This window comes from Pseudomonas sp. C2B4 (genome assembly GCF_013359695.1).
Lineage (GTDB): Bacteria > Pseudomonadota > Gammaproteobacteria > Pseudomonadales > Pseudomonadaceae > Aquipseudomonas.
This window is the reverse complement of sequence record NZ_JABFMU010000033.1, coordinates 25,267-42,802: the sequence shown is the minus strand read 5'-3', so window position 1 is coordinate 42,802 and position 17,536 is coordinate 25,267. Positions and strand designations below refer to the sequence as shown.

Genomic DNA, 17,536 nt, shown 5'->3' with positions numbered 1-17,536 from the left:
TCTGTGACGCGCAACCCAGGGCGGAACTCCGCACCTACTCAGTAAGCTGCACCGCCCAATAAAAACGCCCGGGCGAGATTCGCTCGGGCGTTTTTTTATGCAAGAAATTCACTAAAGGAAATCGCCCGTATGTTGGACGCCAATCTTAAAGCCCAGTTGAAATCGTACCTGGAACGGGTCACCCAACCGATCGAGATCGTTGCATCCCTCGACGACGGTGCGAAATCCCGGGAAATGCTCGAACTGTTGAAAGACGTTGCCAGTCTTTCCACCCAGATTACTTTGCTCGACAACGGTGATGACACACGCAAGCCATCGTTCTCGATCAATCGCCCAGGGGCCGACATCAGCCTGCGTTTCGCCGGCATCCCGATGGGTCACGAATTCACCTCGCTGGTGCTGGCCCTGCTGCAAGTCGGCGGTCACCCTTCGAAGGCCAGCGTCGAAGTCATTGAGCAGATCCGTTCGCTCAAGGGTGAGTTCAGCTTCGAGACGTACTTCTCGCTGTCCTGCCAGAACTGCCCGGACGTGGTCCAGGCGCTGAACCTGATGGCGGTACTCAACCCGAACATTCGCCACGTCGCCATTGACGGTGCGCTGTTCCAGGCCGAAGTCGATGAGCGCAAGATCATGGCCGTGCCCAGTATCTACCTCAACGGCGAAGTGTTCGGCCAGGGCCGCATGGGCCTGGAAGAAATCCTCGCCAAGATCGACACCAGCGGCGCTGAGCGCCAGGCCGAGAAGATCAGCGCCAAGGAAGCGTTTGACGTGCTGGTGGTCGGTGGTGGCCCAGCCGGCGCTTCGGCGGCGATTTACGCTGCACGCAAAGGCATTCGTACCGGTGTGGCGGCTGAGCGTTTTGGTGGTCAGGTGCTCGATACCATGGCCATTGAAAACTTCATCTCCGTGCAGGAAACCGAAGGGCCGAAACTGGCCAGTGCTTTGGAAGAGCACGTCAAGCAGTACGACGTCGACATCATGAATCTGCAGCGGGCCACTTCGCTGATCCCGGCGAAGAATCCTGGCGAGTTGCACGAAGTTCGTTTCGAAAGCGGCGCCAGCCTGAAAACCAAGGCGCTGATTCTTGCCACCGGCGCCCGCTGGCGCGAAATGGGCGTGCCGGGCGAGCAGGAATACAAAGCCAAAGGCGTATGTTTCTGCCCGCACTGCGACGGCCCATTGTTCAAGGGCAAGCGCGTAGCGGTGATCGGCGGCGGTAACTCCGGCGTTGAAGCAGCGATCGATCTGGCGGGCATCGTCAGCCATGTCACGCTGCTGGAATTCGACAGCAAGCTGCGCGCCGATGCGGTGCTGCAACGCAAACTGTTCAGCCTGCCCAACGTCGATGTCATCACCAGCGCGCTGACCAGCGAAGTGAAGGGTGACGGCGAGAAAGTGAGTGGTCTGGTCTACAAGGATCGCGATTCAGGCGAATTCCAAACCATCAACCTCGAAGGTATCTTCGTGCAGATCGGTTTGCTGCCCAACACTGACTGGCTCAAAGGCACTGTCGAGTTGTCGCCCCGTGGCGAGATTATCGTCGATGCCCGTGGCGAGACTTCGCTGCCGGGCGTGTTCGCCGCCGGTGACGTGACCACCGTGCCGTACAAGCAGATCGTGATCGCGGTGGGCGAGGGCGCCAAGGCTTCCTTGAGTGCATTCGATCACCTGATCCGGACTTCGGCCCCGGACTGATTGCCCACGCTGAAAACGCGAAAACCTTGTAGGAGCGAGCTCGCTCGCGATGGACTTTAACGATAACGCTGGTTGGTTGGTACCCCGCGGCGTTCTCAGGTTCATCGCGAGCAAGCTCGCTCCTACAGAAAAAACCCCATGAGCGATCATGGGGTTTTTTGTGTCTGGTATTTCGATGGAGGAAGCTGCTTCTCTGTGGGAGCGGGCTTGCTCGCGAAAGCGGAGTGTCAGCCAACATCAAGGTCAAATGATCCACCGCCTTCGCGAGCAGGCTCGCTCCCACGGGGGGATGAGTCTTGTGTCTTACAGCGGTGCAGGCTGGATGATCTCGACCCAGTAGTTGTCCGGGTCCTTGATGAACGCCAGGCTTTTCATGCGGCCGTCGTTCAGGCGTTTCTGGAAGTCACAGCCCAGCGCTTCAAAGCGCTCGCACGCGGCGACGATGTCCGGCACCGAGATGCAGATATGGCCAAAGCCGCGAGGGTCGGTGTTGCCGTTGTGGTAGGCGAAGTCCGGGTCGTTCTCGGTGCCGTGGTTGTGGGTCAGTTCGAGAATGCCGGGGATCGATTTCATCCATTCGGTGCGCGCGGCGGCGTCGGCCGGGATCTGGTCTTTGTCGACGAGCGCAAGGAAGTACAGGCTGAATTCGGCTTCCGGAAAGTCGCGCTTTTCCACCAGCGTAAAACCAAGGATGCGTGTGTAGAAATCCAGGGATTGGGTGATGTCCTTGACCCGCAGCATGGTGTGGTTGAAGACGAATTTCTGGGTCGCGGTGTCAGGTTGTGCGGTGACGCCGGGGAAGGTGTTCAGTTCGTGCAGGCTCATGGGCCCTCCGGAAAATAAGCGGGGCGATTGAATGGCAACCATGATACGCAAGGGTTCGGACATCACCAAACCCAAAGCGTCGGGTATTGCCTGACCGTCGGTCGAGCCTCAGACTTCACGGCTCAAAACCTGAGTGTTGATTGCAATGATTCGATTCGGTAAATCGGTGTTCGTCCTGATTGGCGTGCTGTCCGCCGTTGCCGGCGCCCACGCCGAGGCGCCGGTCATGACCTGGCCTGCCGGTTGGCAGGTCGAAGAGATTGAGCAGGGTGATGCGGCTTCCGGTGTTTCCCGCCAGCGTGCGGTAAAAAATGATGAAAATGGCACGCCGGTGATGGTGATGGAACTGACCATGACGCGGGTAGAAAGCGGTCATCAGGTCAACCTGGAAGGCGTGTTGCTTGAGATGCGCAAGTCGGTGCAGAAAGACTTTTTCCAGGGCGGTTATCAAAGTGTCTGCAACCGTATTCACCCGACGACCTTGAGTCGGTTGTCGGCGTTGGAAACCACCTGCACCATCACGCAAAACGGCCGACATGTGCTTTCTCAAACATTGGTCGCTGCTGTGGATGCCGATAAGGCCTACGTTCTTTCCTACGCGGGGCAGGCCGAAGCTTATAAGCTCAGCCAGGATGAAATAGAGACAGCGCGTAACGCTTTGAAACTTTAATCGAAGACTTTAGTAGCTGCAGGCTTTGGGGCCGTGGTTGAAAAATTTAGATACCCAAATGGATTAAGCAAAAAGTTAATCGGCAAGTAGCGAGTTGAGCGGTCAACATCGTGGCATTGAGAAGATATTCATGAAAAAGCCCTGCATTGGCAGGGCTTTTTTATAGTGCGTGTGCTTATCCACGCAGCCAGGAGTCAACGGTGGCAGCACCGTATTGTTCCTTCCAGGCTTTCAGGCCGCGATGGTTGCCGCCCTTGGTTTCAATCAGTTCACCGGTATGTGGGTTCTGATAAACCTTGACCACGCGAGCGCGGCGGGTTTTAGGTGCCGCGGCGAGTTGCAGGCCGGATTTTGCCGGGTTCGGATCGAGAATGGCGATGATGTCGCGCAGGCTCTTGCCGTAGGTTTTCATCAGCCCCTGGAGCTTCTCTTCGAATTCGATTTCTTTCTTGAGCCCGGCATCGTTCTTCAGGGATTCCAGCTGCTTGAGCTGCTCTTGAAGGGCCTTTTCAGCTGCACGAAATTCAGCGAGTCTGGACAATATCTTTACTCCAATAGTGTGTTTGGCTGATACCAACCGCAAACAAAGCTATAAGCCAAGAGCCTTGAAGCGACTCGGTGATAAGTGGCTCACCTGCCAAATTACCGCAGGCATGAAAAATTGTAGTAGTTAATGAGCCAAGAGTAAATCATGTCTTTTTTTTCATGTAACAAGAGCAGTGTTTTGATTCAAATTGGTGCGCCCTAATGCCATCCCGTCGCTAAAAACCGCTAGTTAATGGTCACTTAATGCACTAATGAACTCTGCACCGGGCATTGGTCGGCCGAACAGATAGCCTTGCAGGAAGTTAACGTTATGAGCGGTCAGGTAATCACTTTGCGCCTGGGTTTCCACACCCTCGGCCACCATCGCCAGATCGAGCTTTGCTGCAAGTTCCATGATGCTGTCCAGTATGTGGCTGGACAGGGCGTCAATACCAATCATGGCGACGAAACTCTGGTCGATTTTCAGGTAGTCGACATTGAACTGACGCAGGTAACCGAGACTGGAATGGCCGGTGCCGAAGTCGTCGATGGCGATCTTCACGCCCAGTTCGTGCAACTGCTCGAACAATTGATGGGTAATAGCCGTGGGTTCGATCAGTTCGCGCTCGGTCAACTCAAGCACCAAATGAATGGAGCCCGGAGCGAAAGCCGCGAGGAAATCGCGGCAATCCTCGACCAGTTCCAGGTCCTGGCAATGGTTGGCAGTGATGTTGATCCCGATATGAAAGGGCTCCTCGAACGACGCGGACAGCGGGGCGAGCAAGGTGGCGGTCTGTTGCATCAATGAGCGGGTCATCGGCACGATCAGTCCGGAGTGTTCGGCGAACGGAATGAACAGATCGGGACGCACCAGACCTTCTTTCGGGTGATTCCAGCGCATCAGTACTTTAATGCCCGAAATCTTTTTGCTGTCGCCATGCACAACGGCCTGGAAGTACGGAACGAACTCCACCGCGTCCAGCGCACGCTTCATTTCATGGGTCGGTGACGATGAACGCTTCTGCAGAAGGTGCCCAATCAGGCCCGACACGACGCCAAAGAATATCAGCAGGCTGAACAACGGCGGGTACTCGCTGCTCATGTAGCGCCAGGTTTCGCCTTCGGGAAAGCCTGCCTGCACGCCAAAGGCGTAACGTGAAGAATCGAGCCGGGTTTGCGCCACCGCAAAGTCGTGGAGGGGGCCTTCATGGAACTGACCGTCAGCGGTCAACCAAGGGGAGCCGACCTGCAGGACCAGCAGGGTATGACGGCCGATCATGCGCAATACATTGCTCAGGTGGTAGCCATCGAGCGTGCTCATCGCGCCGCGCTTGCCTTCGCCAAGCCGATAGACCAGCAATGCCGTGTCGGGCGTGACCGGGTTGCCCTTCATCAATACCAGGCGGCCACCGGCGTAGTCCCCGGACGCAATCTTCTCGTGATAGTCGCCAAACAGGGAGCTGCAATAAATGGTGTCGTCCCACACCAGATTGGTCGAGCGCACAAAGGGGCGGCGGGTGACCTGTTCGCGCAAGAGAAGGTTGACGTCGATGCAACTCTGTCCGGCCAGGGGCAGTAACTCACGCGCGGCCTGGGCCGTGTTGTCGAGCATCAGTTCAAACTGGCGAATCGCTTCTTCGGCGGTCAGTCGAGCGCTTTGCTGGAGTGTTCGTTCAGCCTGCAAGTAAAGAATGACCACGCCCAGCACGACCGGGAGCAATCCGCTTGCGAGAGTGACAGCAATCCTGGTGCTGCGTTTACGGGGCTTGGCTTTCAGTGGCATTCGTGGAACCTGTGACGATGAAATAGGGCTCTCAAATGCTGGCAGGGCCAAACACCCTGCAAAAAGAGGTCACGTGCGAGCCATAATAGTTGGCCCATGGCATTTATGCCGCTCATCGGTAATCCAGCCGCTGTGCGAGTTTGATGAAGGCTGTGGCCGCCGGCGATGCCTGGCGCTCATCGAGCACGGCCAGCCCGACTTGCCGGACGACGGCGGGCGACAAGGGCTTCTTCACATAGCGGCTGTCGTTGTGCTCGGGCAATGAGCTTTCGGCCACCACGGTCAGGGCATCGCCGCGACCCACCGTGTCCAGGGTGCTCAGCAACTGCGAGCAGCGAAACCGGATGTTGGGCGTCAATCGGGCTGCGTTGAACAGTCGTTGCACAAGCTCTGACGAACCGGCCTCGGTCAATACAAAAGGGTCGTGGCACAAATCAGCCAGGCTCACGCTGTCGCGTGACGACAGCGGATGATTGACCGGCAGAAGCGCAACCATCTGGTCTTGCAGCAGCGCCACCGTGTCGAAACGCTCCTCGGGCAGCACCACAAAACCGATGTCGATCCGTCGTTCCTCCAGCCATTGGATAACCTGACGGTCCGGCCCCTCATCGACGTGGACCTCGATGCCCGGATGGGCGGCCCGGTAGTGCTGCAAGATCAAAGGCAATAATTTGATCGACGAGGTGGGGCCGAACGAGCCGATGCGCAATGTACCGCGCTTCATGCCCCGGGCATCCGCGGCTTCCTGGCGCAAGGTATTGGCCAGCCCCAGCATGGCCCGTGCCCGCAGCAACAGCTGCTGGCCGATGTCGCTCAGTTCAACCTGAGACTGATGGCGGCGCAGCAGCTCCACACCCAATTCCAGCTCCAGCGACTTCAACGCATGGGAAACCGCCGATTGGGTAATGCCCAGGCGATGGGCCGCCGCCGTAAAGCCGTGCAGCTCGGCGACGGTGGAGAAGATCTCCAGTTGAGTCAGGGTCATGAGTGTTTACTCATTTTACGATGATCAAGTATTAGTCGAATGATACGTCATCCAACCGATCTTCAGCTCCGGGGACTTATGACAACGTGTGAACAGAGCCTGACTGACAACGCCAATGTGCTGGTTTATCTGAAGCTGGCGAGCGTCACCATGATTTGGGGTGGCACCTTCGTGGCCGGGCGCTTCCTGGCCGACGGCGTCAGCCCGCTGTTTGCGGCCAGCTTGCGGTTTCTGCTGGCCAGCGCGGCACTGCTGCTGTTCTTACTATTGAGCCGGATACCGCTGGCGCGACCCAACCGCAGGCAATGGCTGCAACTGGCGCTGCTGGGCTTTTTCGGGATCTTCTTTTACAACCTCTGCTTCTTTTATGGCCTGCACTACATCAATGCCTCGCGGGCGTCGTTGATCGTCGCGCTGAACCCCGCCGTGATCGGCTTGGCGGCTTGGCTGCTCTTCAAGGAGCGCTTGAGCCCGGCGAAAGTCATCGGCATCGTGATATGCATAGCTGGCGCCAGTTTGGTGATCGTCAGTCGCAACCCGCAATTGCTCGCCGACAATCCCGACGCCTGGGTCGGTGACCTGCTGATTCTGGGTTGCGTGCTCGGCTGGGGCATTTACTCACTGTGCTCCCGGGAGCTGACTCAAAGCCTGGGGCCGGTGCAAACCGTGACCTGGTCGATTCTGCTGGGCACGCTGATGCTGTGGCTGACCTGTGCGATACGCGGTGAGGTGAGGGTGGATGCACTCACCAGTCTCGGGCCGTCACAATGGCTGAGCCTGATGTACCTGGGTGTATTGGGTTCGGCGCTGGCCTACATCGGCTATTACGACGGCATCCGCAAAATCGGCGCGACCCGTTCCGGCGTGTTTATCGCCCTGAATCCATTGACCGCGGTGATCTTCGGCGCGCTGCTGTTGGGCGAGCAACTGACGCTGGCGATGTATGTGGGGGGAGGGCTGATTCTGGCGGGGATTTACCTGTGCAACAAACCCCTTGCGTCCACGGGGAAAAAGCGGATTTTATAGAGAAGGCGGACAAACTGAGTTACGCTGTGTAGAATCAGGTTACGCATATAAGAATAACGTCTTCTGGCAGCAGAAGCCTCGCCCGCAAGAGCCTTGGGTCGACAATGAAGATACTTGGGTTTCAATTGATCTACGGTGATTTCCTCGCCCGCAGCGTGCGGGGCATCTCCTGCGCGCCACCCACCGGTCTCAGCATTGCTAGCAACTAACCTTTGTTAATTGATAAGAATGATGAGGCGCCAACCATGGCAGATTTATACGAAAACCCAATGGGCCTGATGGGCTTCGAGTTCATCGAATTCGCATCGCCAACCCCCAATACCCTGGAGCCGATCTTCAAGATCATGGGCTTCACCAAGGTCGCGACCCACCGTTCCAAAGACGTGCACCTGTATCGCCAGGGCGCGATCAACCTGATCCTCAACAACGAGCCCAACAGCGTTGCTTCGTACTTTGCCGCCGAGCACGGTCCGTCGGTATGCGGCATGGCGTTTCGGGTCAAGGATTCGCAGAAAGCCTACAAGCGCGCCCTTGAACTGGGTGCGCAACCGATCCACATCGAAACCGGCCCGATGGAACTGCACCTGCCAGCGATCAAAGGCATCGGCGGCGCGCCGCTGTACCTGATCGACCGTTTCGGTGAGGGCAGCTCGATCTACGACATCGACTTCGTGTACCTCGAAGGTGTGGACCGCCACCCGGTCGGAGCTGGCCTGAAGATCATCGATCACCTGACCCACAACGTGTATCGCGGCCGCATGGCCTATTGGGCGAACTTCTACGAGAAGCTGTTCAACTTCCGCGAAATCCGCTACTTCGATATCAAGGGCGAATACACCGGCCTGACCTCCAAGGCCATGACCGCACCGGACGGCATGATCCGCATCCCGCTGAACGAAGAATCGTCCAAGGGCGCCGGGCAGATCGAAGAGTTCCTGATGCAGTTCAACGGCGAAGGCATCCAGCACGTCGCGTTCCTGTCCGACGACCTGGTCAAGACCTGGGATCACCTGAAAAGCATCGGCATGCGCTTCATGACCGCGCCGCCAGACACCTACTACGAAATGCTCGAAGGCCGCTTGCCGAACCACGGCGAGCCGGTTGGCGAACTGCAAGCGCGGGGCATTCTGCTGGACGGTTCGTCCGAGGCGGGCGACAAGCGTCTGCTGCTGCAGATCTTCTCGGAAACCCTGATGGGGCCGGTGTTCTTCGAGTTCATCCAGCGTAAAGGCGATGACGGTTTCGGCGAAGGCAACTTCAAGGCGTTGTTCGAATCCATCGAGCGCGACCAGGTTCGTCGTGGCGTGTTGTCCACCGATTAACCCGGTCCACCGCTAAAAAACTGTGGGAGTGAGCCTGCTCGCGAAAGCGGTCTATCAGCCAACATCAATGTTGAATCTGAAGACGCATTCGCGAGCAGGCTCGCTCCCACATTTGCTTTCTGGTTGCGTTAAGGGCGGCGCTGTCGGACCAGATGTTTGAACCCTTCAAACACCAACACCAGCACCGCCATCCAGATCGGGATGTAGGTCAGCCACTCACCGGGCTTGATGCTTTCCCCCAGCAACAACGCCACACCGAGCAACAGCACCGGCTCCACATAGCTGAGCAAACCGAACAGGCTGAACGGCAGCAAGCGACTGGCGATGATGTAGACCACCAGCGCCGAGGCGCTGATCAGACCCAGCAGCGGGATCAGCCAGGCCAAGGCCGGGTGCTGATCGAAGACGCCGAAGCCTTGTTCGCCCCCGTGCACGAACCAGTAGGCGATTGGCAGCATCAGGGTCATGTCCACCCAGAGTCCGCCGAGGTGGTCGGTCCTCAGCCATTTGCGCACCACGAAGTACAGCGGATAACCCACGACCACCACCAGTGTGGCCCAGGAAAATCCGCCGACCTGATACAGCTCATTGACCACGCCCAGGGTGGCGAAGAACACCGCGACCTTTTGCAGGTACGACAGGCGTTCGCCGTAGGCGATGCGCCCGGTCAGCACCATGGCCAGCGGTAACAGGAAATAGCCCAGCGACACATCGAGGCTGTAGCCATTGAGCGGCGCCCACATGAACAGCCAGAGCTGTACGCCCAGCAACGCCGACGAGACGATCAGGCCACCGACCAGTTTCGGTCTGATACCGATTCGTCGCAGCAGGTCGGCCACGCGCCGCCATTCACCGGACACCACCATGAACACGGTCATGCATGGCACGGTCAGCAGCATGCGCCAGCCGAAAATCTCCACGCCGCTCAAGGGTGTGAGCAACGACGTGTAGTAATACATGACGGCAAACAGCACCGAGGCTGAAACCGATAGAGCAATACCTTTTGACAAGCTGTCCTCGCGAGGTTGAACGTGAAACGGGGTGCGGAGGATACGTGGTTTTTGTGCTGAATATTGGCCGGATGATCAGAATTTTCAACATCTCGGAGGACGAAACCCTGTGGGAGCGAGCCTGCTCGCGAATACGGTTTCACATTCAACATTGATGTTGAAGGGTAGACCGCTTTCGCGAGCAGGCTCGCTCCCACAATGGGTGATGTGTTTGTTCAGTGGTTTTGGGGTTTACGGCCCGAAACGAAATGGCTCACATCATTGAACCCCGGTGTCGACGCATGCCCCGGCGTCACCAGCGAGTCGATGAAGGCTTCATCTTCAGCCGTGATCTTCACCGCCTGCGCCTTGGTGTAGGCATCCCACTGCGCTTCGGTGCGCGGGCCAACGATGGCGGAGGTGACGGCGGTGTTGTTCAGTACCCAGGCAATCGCGAACTCGACGATGCCCACGCCACGGCTTTGCGTGTACTGCTGGATCTGCTGAGCGATGCGCAGGGACTCCACGCGCCATTCGGTTTCCAGGATGCGTTTGTCCGCACGCCCGGCGCGGCTGTTGGCGTCCGGCTTCACGTCCGGCGCGTACTTGCCGCTGAGCACGCCACGCGCCAGCGGACTGTACGGCACTACGCCCAAGCCATAACTTTGTGCGGCGGTGATCTGTTCGGTTTCGGCCTGGCGGTTGACGATGTTGTACAGCGGCTGGCTGATGACGGGACGATCGACACCCAATGCGTCGGCCACACGAATGACTTCGGCAATGCGCCAGCCGCGATAGTTCGACAAACCCCAATAACGAATCTTGCCCTGGCGAATCAAATCGTCAATCGCCGACACCGTGACCTCCAGCGGCGTGTTGTGGTCTTCGCGGTGCAGGTAGTAGATATCGAGATAGTCGGTGCCCAGGCGCGTCAGGCTGGCGTCGATGCCATTGAACAGGTGCTTGCGGCTCAGACCGCTGCGATTCGGCACACCGTCCACCGGGCCGAAACCGACCTTGGTGGCCAGCACCCATTCATGGCGGCGGCTGGCGATGGCTTCGCCGACGATTTCCTCGGAGCGGCCGTTGGTGTAGACGTCGGCCGTGTCGATGAAATTGATGCCCTGGTCCCAGGCCTTGTCGATGATCCGCAGGGAGTCTTCGGTGCTGGTCTGTTCGCCGAACATCATGGTGCCCAGGGTCAGGGTGGAAACCTGCAAACCCGAATGACCCAGCGTGCGGTAGCTCATGTCGAAATCCTTTTGCCAGTGGGAAAGACTCAATCAAATACCAGAAAGGTCGCACGGATCAAAATGAAATATCGGTGCGGCGGACAGCCAGTCGGGTGGCGTCGGGTGCGCGGCGTAGAGCTCGCGCATTTTCCTCAGGTCACGCTCGAACCAACTGTTCAGCCAGTGTCGGTACTGATGCTCGATGCTAGGGCGGTGGTTGGGATGAGCAAGGCTTTCAACCACGGCATGGGCGGCCATCATCCCCGACATGATGGCCTTGAGCACGCCATGGGAGGTGCCCGGGTCGAGCACGGAGGCAGCGTCACCCACCATGAAGTAGCCCGGCCCGGCGCATTGGCGACAGGCACGCCAGGTCACATCGGCACCTCGGGCCCTGGAGAGGTGCTGCAGGTGCGCGAATGCCGCAGGCGCTTGCCTGTCGGCTTGATGAATATCGAAATTCAAGCGGGTCCAGGCGTAGGCATCGCTGCCGATTTTCGCCATCCAGTACCAACCGTCCTGATCCGCGATGATGGCGGGTGCGTCATCACACGCGGCGCAGGTGCCTTGGCCATAACCGTACATTGCAAGCAGTGGCGGTGAATAGGCCTGACGCTCCAGCTCAAGCTGTCGCGCCAGCCAGCCCTTGGCGCCGCTGGCGTCGATCAATTGGGCGCAATGGAAAGCACCTTGGTCGGTGTCCACGCCAACCACGGCCTGGTCTTTGAGGATGACGCTCGTGGCGCGACACGGTCGCACGATGAATACACCGGCTGCCCGAGCCTGACTGAGCATGAAACCGTCGAGCAGGCGCCGGGGTATCTGGAATCCACGCCACGGACCATCAGCGTTACCACCAAAAGCATTGAAGTGATGGTGTGGGCCCCATTGCACCCAGTTCCCGGTATGCCGAATGAAATCACCTGACAACACCGAATCAGCAATCCCCAGTTGTTGCAGCAACGGCTCGATGCCCGGGGGCAAGGTTTCGCCGGGGCGATCCCGATAAACCGACGACTGTTCAAGCAGCGTCACGCGCAAACCCTGCCGCGCGCAAAAAATCGCCGCCGCGCTGCCTGCCGGGCCGGCGCCAATGATGACGACATCAGGGTTGTACAAAGTAACGCACCTGCCATGGGCCTTGCTCACGCTTGATCAACAGCGCCGTCGGGCCGACGAATAGATGAACCATCTCGATCACCACGGCATGAAGTTTGGTGAAGTCGTGGTGGGAGGGCGTGGTGAGGCAAATGTCAGTCTTATAGATTTGATAACCGTGAACAGGTGCCGGCAACACGAACCCCGTCTCTGACTCAGCCTGTTCCAGATCGGCATCGGGATGTTCGACTTTCCTGAAGGACAGAACGGGCCACTCCTTTTTTTCCTCTCGGCTGCTGAGACCCAGCGCCAGGTAGGCGCGGTGCATCGACAGGATTCGCGCCTCAAAATCCTCGGCAGTCGTTTGGGCCAGGTAATGCAAATGCAGCAGGTCGGTGAGGGTGTTTTTCGTAAGGTCGGTGAAGTCGAAGTTTGTGTATTCGACGAGCCGTTTACCGTCGTCGTCGGTGATCGGTCGCGGGCCGTCGGTACCGTCCCAGTTGCCAAGTTCCTCGTCCGTTAACGGTATGATCGAAATCCAGTCGCGCTTTGGCGCAAAGGCCCTTGAGTTATCGGGCGAAACGGCAGCCCAAAAACCGCCAATTGAAGCGCAGATTCTTACATCCTCCAGAAAAGGGCTGCCTAGTTCGAAGGCACATAAGGATTTTGGATCGAACCCTTGATCAGAGGGGTAGCTAACTTCCCAGCCTGGGCTGAACGTGCCTGTGGCCGCATCAGGTAACGATGTTTGCCGTTGCGCATGGGCGACTGTAACTGCGTCGGGTTGCTCTGTTTCGCCCAAGGGGTGCGTGATGATGGCGGTGATGCTTGTGTCATCCAGCATGAAGTGCTGGCCCGGCAATTCGGGGTTCCCGGCCACTCGTCTGTCCGCCAGCACCCTGAAGGTGGTGGGTAGAAAGTCTGCGGGAAATTGATGTCGATTGATCCACTCAAGCAATCGGCGTTGAGTGTATTCAGGGTAAAAATCCGGAGCGGCGACCAACGAGTAAGCCGCCACGCTCTTCATTGTCGCAGCCAGTTGTTGGCAATACGCAATGACCCATCCTTCGGCGGTGAAGTCGATAAAATGCAAGGCGTTATAACCACCGCCCTCTACGATTTCCACGACATCAGGATGCTCATTCAAATCCTCGATCGAGCCATCTCTACGTCGTTTGTAGCGTCGATTAATGATGAAACCGGCAAAATGCTGACCTTTCGGAATCCGGAAAAACAGTTTCTCATCTTCATAAATCGCTTCTTCCACCAGTCGAGGCTTTGGTACTGGCATCAACAAGCCTTGGCCGTAAATCTGCTCGTTTGCCCAATCCACAAGATTTTCGGTGATGACGAACGGTGGTTTGGATAGGTCCGGTTGACCGATGGTGGACAAAGGAAACCTGATGTGAAATTTCCGGAGTTTTTCATTGAGTTGATAAACCTCCTTGTCCACTTTCAGATCCATGTCGGCAATGCATTCAGGGCCGTCAAACAGCTTGTGCAAAGGCACCCAGATTTTCAGGTTCTCATCACCGGGTTGAACAGGCCAGGGCCCGAAACCGGGGGTATCACCCGTTTTTTCCATGGCGATGTAGGAGTAATACCGCGCCGGGGTCACGCAAATGGCCTGCGGGTCGTCTTCTTTCCATGGCAGAAAACCCCGTCGCGCAGGGTCATAACGTGCTGGCGCCGTGCCGACGCGAGCAATGCCCGTGCGGGAGAAACACATGTCGGCATGTTTTTTATGACCAGTATCCGGTCCCGGTCGATACTCGGCGGCAAACACGACAATGGCCAATGGCGCGCCACCCGCTAGCGCTTGAAGGTCCTCCAGTGAAGGCGGCTGCACGCCGTAGACATAATCCAATACCGTTTCTATCTCCGCCGCGCTCGGGAACAGCTGCAGCAGGTTGCCGACTGGATCAGTGGTGACATTGGGCGAGGCGAGGGCGTGAAACAAAAGGCTGCGGGCCGGGCTTCGCGGTTCGATGCCGCGCTGGCCGTTCCACGAAAAATCTTCGAACCCCTTGACGTTGCGATCCACTGCCAGGGTTTTTTCCAGCTCTGCCGCCAACGGGCGAGCCTTGAGATCCAGGCCATGGCGCAACAACAGCGCGTGCCAACCCTCGTCAGCGGCCAGACGTTCGCAAACCGCCTCGACAGCCGTGAGCAAATCCCCGGGTGCGTTGACGCTCGAGGTCGCCTTCCCTGGATTGAACAGCGCGGATCTGAAAAGTTGTTTGAGGAAGCGGAGCAGGCAGGTTTGAAAACAGGTTGCCCAGCGCAAACAAGCCGTTGCGACCGTTTTGATTAAATCCATGATGAGTACAGCCCAAAGAGAATGTGACTTCACAAACTCGGGCTGACTTTCATGGATTCAATAGAGCGGATCCGAACAACGTTGTGACGTGATGTATCAGCCTGGTGTGGGAGGAAGGGCGCACAAGATCGGTTGTCAGAAATGATAGGCGCCGGAACCCTTTGCTTCCGGCGCCTCGACTATCACGCGTTACGCAACGTCCGTGTCATGCGCAGCGCCAGCAGGCTGCCGCAGACAATCACCCCCGCCAGCAGATACAACGCCGCGTCGGTCGAGCCCGTGCTGTCCTTGACCCAACCCACCAGGTACGGGCTGAGGAAACCCGCCATTTGCCCCATGGAGTTGATCAGCGCCAGGCCACCGGCGGCCGCGCCGGCACTGAGCATTGCGGTGGGCACCGGCCAGAACATCGGCAGGCCGGTGAGGGCGCCCATGGTGGCGATGGTCAGGCCGAGGATGGCGATGGCCGGGTTGGCGGCGAAGTTCACGGCGATCAACAGACCGACAGCGCCCATCAGCATCGGCACCACCAAATGCCAGCGACGTTCCTTGCGCAGGTCCGCCGAGCGACCGACCATCAGCATGAACAGCGCTGCCAGCAGATAGGGAATCGCACTCAGCCAGCCAATCACCAGGTTATCGCTGAAGCCCAGGTTCTTGATGATCGACGGCAGCCAGAAGTTGATTGCATACACACCGCTCTGGATGCAGAAATAGATCAGGCCGAAGGCCCAGATTGCCGGGTTCTTGAACACCGCCAGCAACGAATCGGTAGTGGTTTTAGGCTTGTTTGCGAGGTCTTCGGCGTGGTCGGCTTCCAGCACCGAACGCTCGAAAGGCGTGAGCCATTTGGCGTTGGCGTAGCTGTCACTGAGCAGGAAATAGGCGAGGGCGCCGAGGATCACGGTCGGGATGCCTTGCAGCAAAAACATCCACTGCCAACCCGCCAAACCGCCTTGCCCTGCGGCGAAGTGGTTGAGGATCCAGCCGGAAAACGGACTGCCGAGCAAACCGGAAACCGGGATCGCCGACATGAACAACGCCATGATGCGGCCACGGCGGAAGGTCGGGAACCACTGCGAAAGATAGAGCACCACGCCCGGGAAGAACCCGGCCTCGGCCGCGCCGGTGAACAGGCGCAAGGTGTAGAACTCGGTCGGCGTGGTGACGAACAGCAGGCAGGTCGACAACGTGCCCCAGGTGATCATCATCAACGCGATCCAGCGCCGCGGGCCGAATTTGGTCAGGGCCAGGTTGCTCGGCACGCCGCACAGCACGTAACCGATAAAGAAAATCCCGGCACCGAGGCCGTACACGGTTTCGCTGAACTTCAGCGCGTCGAGCATCTGCAACTTGGCGAAGCCAACGTTCACCCGGTCGAGGTAGTTGAACAGGTAGCAGATGAAGATGAAGGGGATCAAACGCAGGGTGATGCGCTTGTAGACGGCATTTTTTTCGTCAACGATGGCCTGGGTAGCAGCGGCGCTCTGTGACATGGCGGGCTCTCTCTTTATTATGATTTTTTGCGATGCAAAGGGTAAGTTGATCGCCCTGCGAGTCTCGGACACCGCCCGGGTTGTTGTCTTTGTGCCGGCGCACAGGGATTGCCATCCAGCCCTGTGCGGGCGAACAATCAGCCCACTCTGCATTCAAGGAACACCGTCATGTTCGAACTCGATCACGACCTGGCCCAGGACATCGTCGACCGGGCGATGGCCATCCTGCCTTACAACGTCAACGTCATGGACAGCCAGGGCCTGATCCTCGGCAGCGGCGAACCGGAGCGGGTCAACACCCGCCATGAAGGCGCGCAACTGGTGCTGGCCAACGGGCGGGTGGTGGAGATCGATGCGCAGACCGCGATCCATCTCAAGGGCGTGCAACCGGGCATCAACCTGCCGCTGATGCTCGACCAGCGCTTGATCGGCGTGCTGGGCATCACGGGCGAGCCCGATCAACTGCGCACCTACGCCGAGCTGGTGCGGATGACCGCCGAGATGCTGGTGGGCCAGCGCAACCAGCAGGCCGAACAACAATGGCGGCGCCAGCGTTGCGATGATCTGCTGGCGTTGCTGCTCAGCGATGCCGGCAGTTCCCCGCGCTTGATCGACGAGGCACAACAGCTGGGGCTCAAGCCACAGATGACCCGGGTGCCGTACCTGTTCGAACTGGGCCTGGAGCATGGGCCGGGGCAAACCGTCGAGGCGCTGAGTGCCTGGCTGACCAGCCGCTACCCCGACAGTTGGTGCGTGAGTTCGGCCAAGTCCTCGTTGCTGTGGTGCCGACCGGCCAGCCAGAGCGTCGAGAACGAGCGCTTATTGGAAAAGCTCGATGGCCTGGGCTGGAACATTCTGCGCATTGCCGTGGGCGGGCAGGCGGACGGATTGACGGGGTTGCGTCGCTGTTATCGCCGGGTCGGCGACCTGCTGGCCTATGGGCGCGATGTGCTGCCGCAATCGCGTTTGTTGACACTGACCCGCTATCGTTTGCCGGTAATGCTCTGGCGCCACCGCAACGACGACGCCCTCGACGAACTGCTTAACCCGCTGCGCAAAGTCATCGCCAAGGACAGCAACGGCCAACTGCTGGCGACCCTGCGCAGCTGGTGCGACCACGACGGCCAGAGCCAGGCCTGCGCGGACGCCCTGGGCATTCACCGCAACAGTTTGCGCTACCGAATGGAACGCATTGCCGAACTCAGCGGCGTCGATCCGCTACGCCTGGACGGCATGCTCGCCCTCTACCTGGGCGTGCAACTGCTCCCCCAGACTTCCTGAGCAACGCCAATCCCCTGTGGGAGCGAGCCTGCTCGCGAAGAGGCCATCACTTCCGCCCTCTATGCCGACTGATCCACCGCCTTCGCGAGCAGGCTCGCTCCCACCATGGACGGCGGCGGGACACACATGTCATGAGCAACGCCAACCCCCGTGTGGGAGCGAGCCTGCTCGCGAAGAGGCCATCACTTCCACCCTCCATGCCGACTGACCCACCGCCTTCGCGAGCAGGCTCGTTCCCACCATGGACGGCGGCGGGACACACATGTCATGAGCAACGCCAACCCCCGTG

The 17,536-nt window shown here is 58.7% G+C and carries 14 protein-coding genes; 5 read left to right on the top strand and 9 right to left on the bottom strand.

All coding sequences use genetic code 11. From position 1 onward, the window contains the following. Positions 1-129 precede the first annotated feature (129 nt). Positions 130-1,695 carry an alkyl hydroperoxide reductase subunit F gene (gene ahpF, locus HNQ83_RS19835; protein WP_175390497.1) on the top strand — a complete coding sequence of 522 codons (1,566 nt, stop codon included), beginning with the start codon at positions 130-132 and terminating at the stop codon, positions 1,693-1,695. Positions 1,696-1,998: 303 nt separating this feature from the next. On the opposite strand, the gene gloA is transcribed toward ahpF, so the two are convergent. Next, positions 1,999-2,520 (bottom strand): lactoylglutathione lyase, encoded by a 522-nt coding sequence (gloA, locus tag HNQ83_RS19830; protein WP_175390496.1) that lies wholly within the window; start codon positions 2,518-2,520, stop codon positions 1,999-2,001. Positions 2,521-2,665: 145 nt separating this feature from the next. Here gloA and HNQ83_RS19825 point away from each other — a divergent pair, with 145 nt between their 5' ends. Continuing rightward, a complete protein-coding gene (locus tag HNQ83_RS19825) occupies positions 2,666-3,190 on the top strand; it encodes a DUF4946 domain-containing protein (RefSeq protein WP_175390495.1) in 525 nt (174 codons plus the stop codon). A gap of 175 nt (positions 3,191-3,365) precedes the next feature. Here HNQ83_RS19825 and HNQ83_RS19820 read toward each other — a convergent pair whose 3' ends face one another. The 3 genes from HNQ83_RS19820 to HNQ83_RS19810 all read right to left on the bottom strand — a co-directional run bounded on the left by HNQ83_RS19820 (position 3,366) and on the right by HNQ83_RS19810 (position 6,483). Next, the gene (locus tag HNQ83_RS19820; RefSeq protein ID WP_175390494.1) at positions 3,366-3,731 is read right to left on the bottom strand and encodes a histone-like nucleoid-structuring protein, MvaT/MvaU family; all 366 of its coding nucleotides are present in this window, start codon (positions 3,729-3,731) and stop codon (positions 3,366-3,368) included. Positions 3,732-3,965: 234 nt separating this feature from the next. Further along, complete coding sequence (locus HNQ83_RS19815) at positions 3,966-5,498, bottom strand: EAL domain-containing protein (RefSeq protein WP_175390493.1); 1,533 nt, start codon at positions 5,496-5,498, stop codon at positions 3,966-3,968. A gap of 112 nt (positions 5,499-5,610) precedes the next feature. Further along, the gene (locus tag HNQ83_RS19810) at positions 5,611-6,483 is read right to left on the bottom strand and encodes a LysR family transcriptional regulator (protein WP_175390492.1); all 873 of its coding nucleotides are present in this window, start codon (positions 6,481-6,483) and stop codon (positions 5,611-5,613) included. A gap of 78 nt (positions 6,484-6,561) precedes the next feature. On the opposite strand from HNQ83_RS19810, the gene HNQ83_RS19805 reads away from it, so the two are divergent. Both HNQ83_RS19805 and hppD read left to right on the top strand, forming a co-directional pair. Next, positions 6,562-7,509: a DMT family transporter gene (locus HNQ83_RS19805; protein WP_175390491.1), complete on the top strand. Its 948-nt coding sequence runs from the start codon at positions 6,562-6,564 to the stop codon at positions 7,507-7,509. Positions 7,510-7,754: 245 nt separating this feature from the next. Beyond that, positions 7,755-8,831: a 4-hydroxyphenylpyruvate dioxygenase gene (hppD, locus tag HNQ83_RS19800; protein WP_175390490.1), complete on the top strand. Its 1,077-nt coding sequence runs from the start codon at positions 7,755-7,757 to the stop codon at positions 8,829-8,831. A 128-nt stretch (positions 8,832-8,959) separates the two neighbouring features. Here hppD and rarD read toward each other — a convergent pair whose 3' ends face one another. The 5 genes from rarD to HNQ83_RS19775 all read right to left on the bottom strand — a co-directional run bounded on the left by rarD (position 8,960) and on the right by HNQ83_RS19775 (position 15,966). Continuing rightward, complete coding sequence (gene rarD, locus HNQ83_RS19795) at positions 8,960-9,841, bottom strand: EamA family transporter RarD (RefSeq protein WP_175390489.1); 882 nt, start codon at positions 9,839-9,841, stop codon at positions 8,960-8,962. Positions 9,842-10,056: 215 nt separating this feature from the next. Next, the gene (locus tag HNQ83_RS19790) at positions 10,057-11,070 is read right to left on the bottom strand and encodes an aldo/keto reductase (protein WP_175390488.1); all 1,014 of its coding nucleotides are present in this window, start codon (positions 11,068-11,070) and stop codon (positions 10,057-10,059) included. A gap of 33 nt (positions 11,071-11,103) precedes the next feature. Continuing rightward, complete coding sequence (locus HNQ83_RS19785; protein ID WP_175390487.1) at positions 11,104-12,171, bottom strand: NAD(P)/FAD-dependent oxidoreductase; 1,068 nt, start codon at positions 12,169-12,171, stop codon at positions 11,104-11,106. Then, positions 12,158-14,470: a hypothetical protein gene (locus HNQ83_RS19780; protein ID WP_175390486.1), complete on the bottom strand. Its 2,313-nt coding sequence runs from the start codon at positions 14,468-14,470 to the stop codon at positions 12,158-12,160. The genes HNQ83_RS19785 and HNQ83_RS19780 overlap by 14 nt, the downstream gene beginning before the upstream one ends. 182 nt (positions 14,471-14,652) lie before the next feature. Beyond that, positions 14,653-15,966, bottom strand: coding sequence for an MFS transporter (locus HNQ83_RS19775; RefSeq protein WP_175390485.1), 1,314 nt, complete (start codon positions 15,964-15,966; stop codon positions 14,653-14,655). A gap of 168 nt (positions 15,967-16,134) precedes the next feature. Here HNQ83_RS19775 and HNQ83_RS19770 point away from each other — a divergent pair, with 168 nt between their 5' ends. Continuing rightward, complete coding sequence (locus HNQ83_RS19770; RefSeq protein ID WP_175390484.1) at positions 16,135-17,247, top strand: sugar diacid recognition domain-containing protein; 1,113 nt, start codon at positions 16,135-16,137, stop codon at positions 17,245-17,247. The last annotated feature ends 289 nt before the right edge of the window (positions 17,248-17,536 follow it).

Bases quoted from the DNA above. Each gene is read 5' to 3' on its own strand.
- HNQ83_RS19815 (WP_175390493.1), bottom strand. From the start codon at position 5,498: ATGCCACTGAAAGCCAAGCCCCGTAAACGCAGCACCAGGATTGCTGTC.
- gloA (WP_175390496.1), bottom strand. From the start codon at position 2,520: ATGAGCCTGCACGAACTGAACACCTTCCCCGGCGTCACCGCACAACCT.
- hppD (WP_175390490.1), top strand. From the start codon at position 7,755: ATGGCAGATTTATACGAAAACCCAATGGGCCTGATGGGCTTCGAGTTC.
- HNQ83_RS19805 (WP_175390491.1), top strand. From the start codon at position 6,562: ATGACAACGTGTGAACAGAGCCTGACTGACAACGCCAATGTGCTGGTT.
- ahpF (WP_175390497.1), top strand. From the start codon at position 130: ATGTTGGACGCCAATCTTAAAGCCCAGTTGAAATCGTACCTGGAACGG.
- HNQ83_RS19790 (WP_175390488.1), bottom strand. From the start codon at position 11,070: ATGAGCTACCGCACGCTGGGTCATTCGGGTTTGCAGGTTTCCACCCTG.
- HNQ83_RS19825 (WP_175390495.1), top strand. From the start codon at position 2,666: ATGATTCGATTCGGTAAATCGGTGTTCGTCCTGATTGGCGTGCTGTCC.
- HNQ83_RS19775 (WP_175390485.1), bottom strand. From the start codon at position 15,966: ATGTCACAGAGCGCCGCTGCTACCCAGGCCATCGTTGACGAAAAAAAT.
- HNQ83_RS19810 (WP_175390492.1), bottom strand. From the start codon at position 6,483: ATGACCCTGACTCAACTGGAGATCTTCTCCACCGTCGCCGAGCTGCAC.
- HNQ83_RS19770 (WP_175390484.1), top strand. From the start codon at position 16,135: ATGTTCGAACTCGATCACGACCTGGCCCAGGACATCGTCGACCGGGCG.
- HNQ83_RS19780 (WP_175390486.1), bottom strand. From the start codon at position 14,470: ATGGATTTAATCAAAACGGTCGCAACGGCTTGTTTGCGCTGGGCAACC.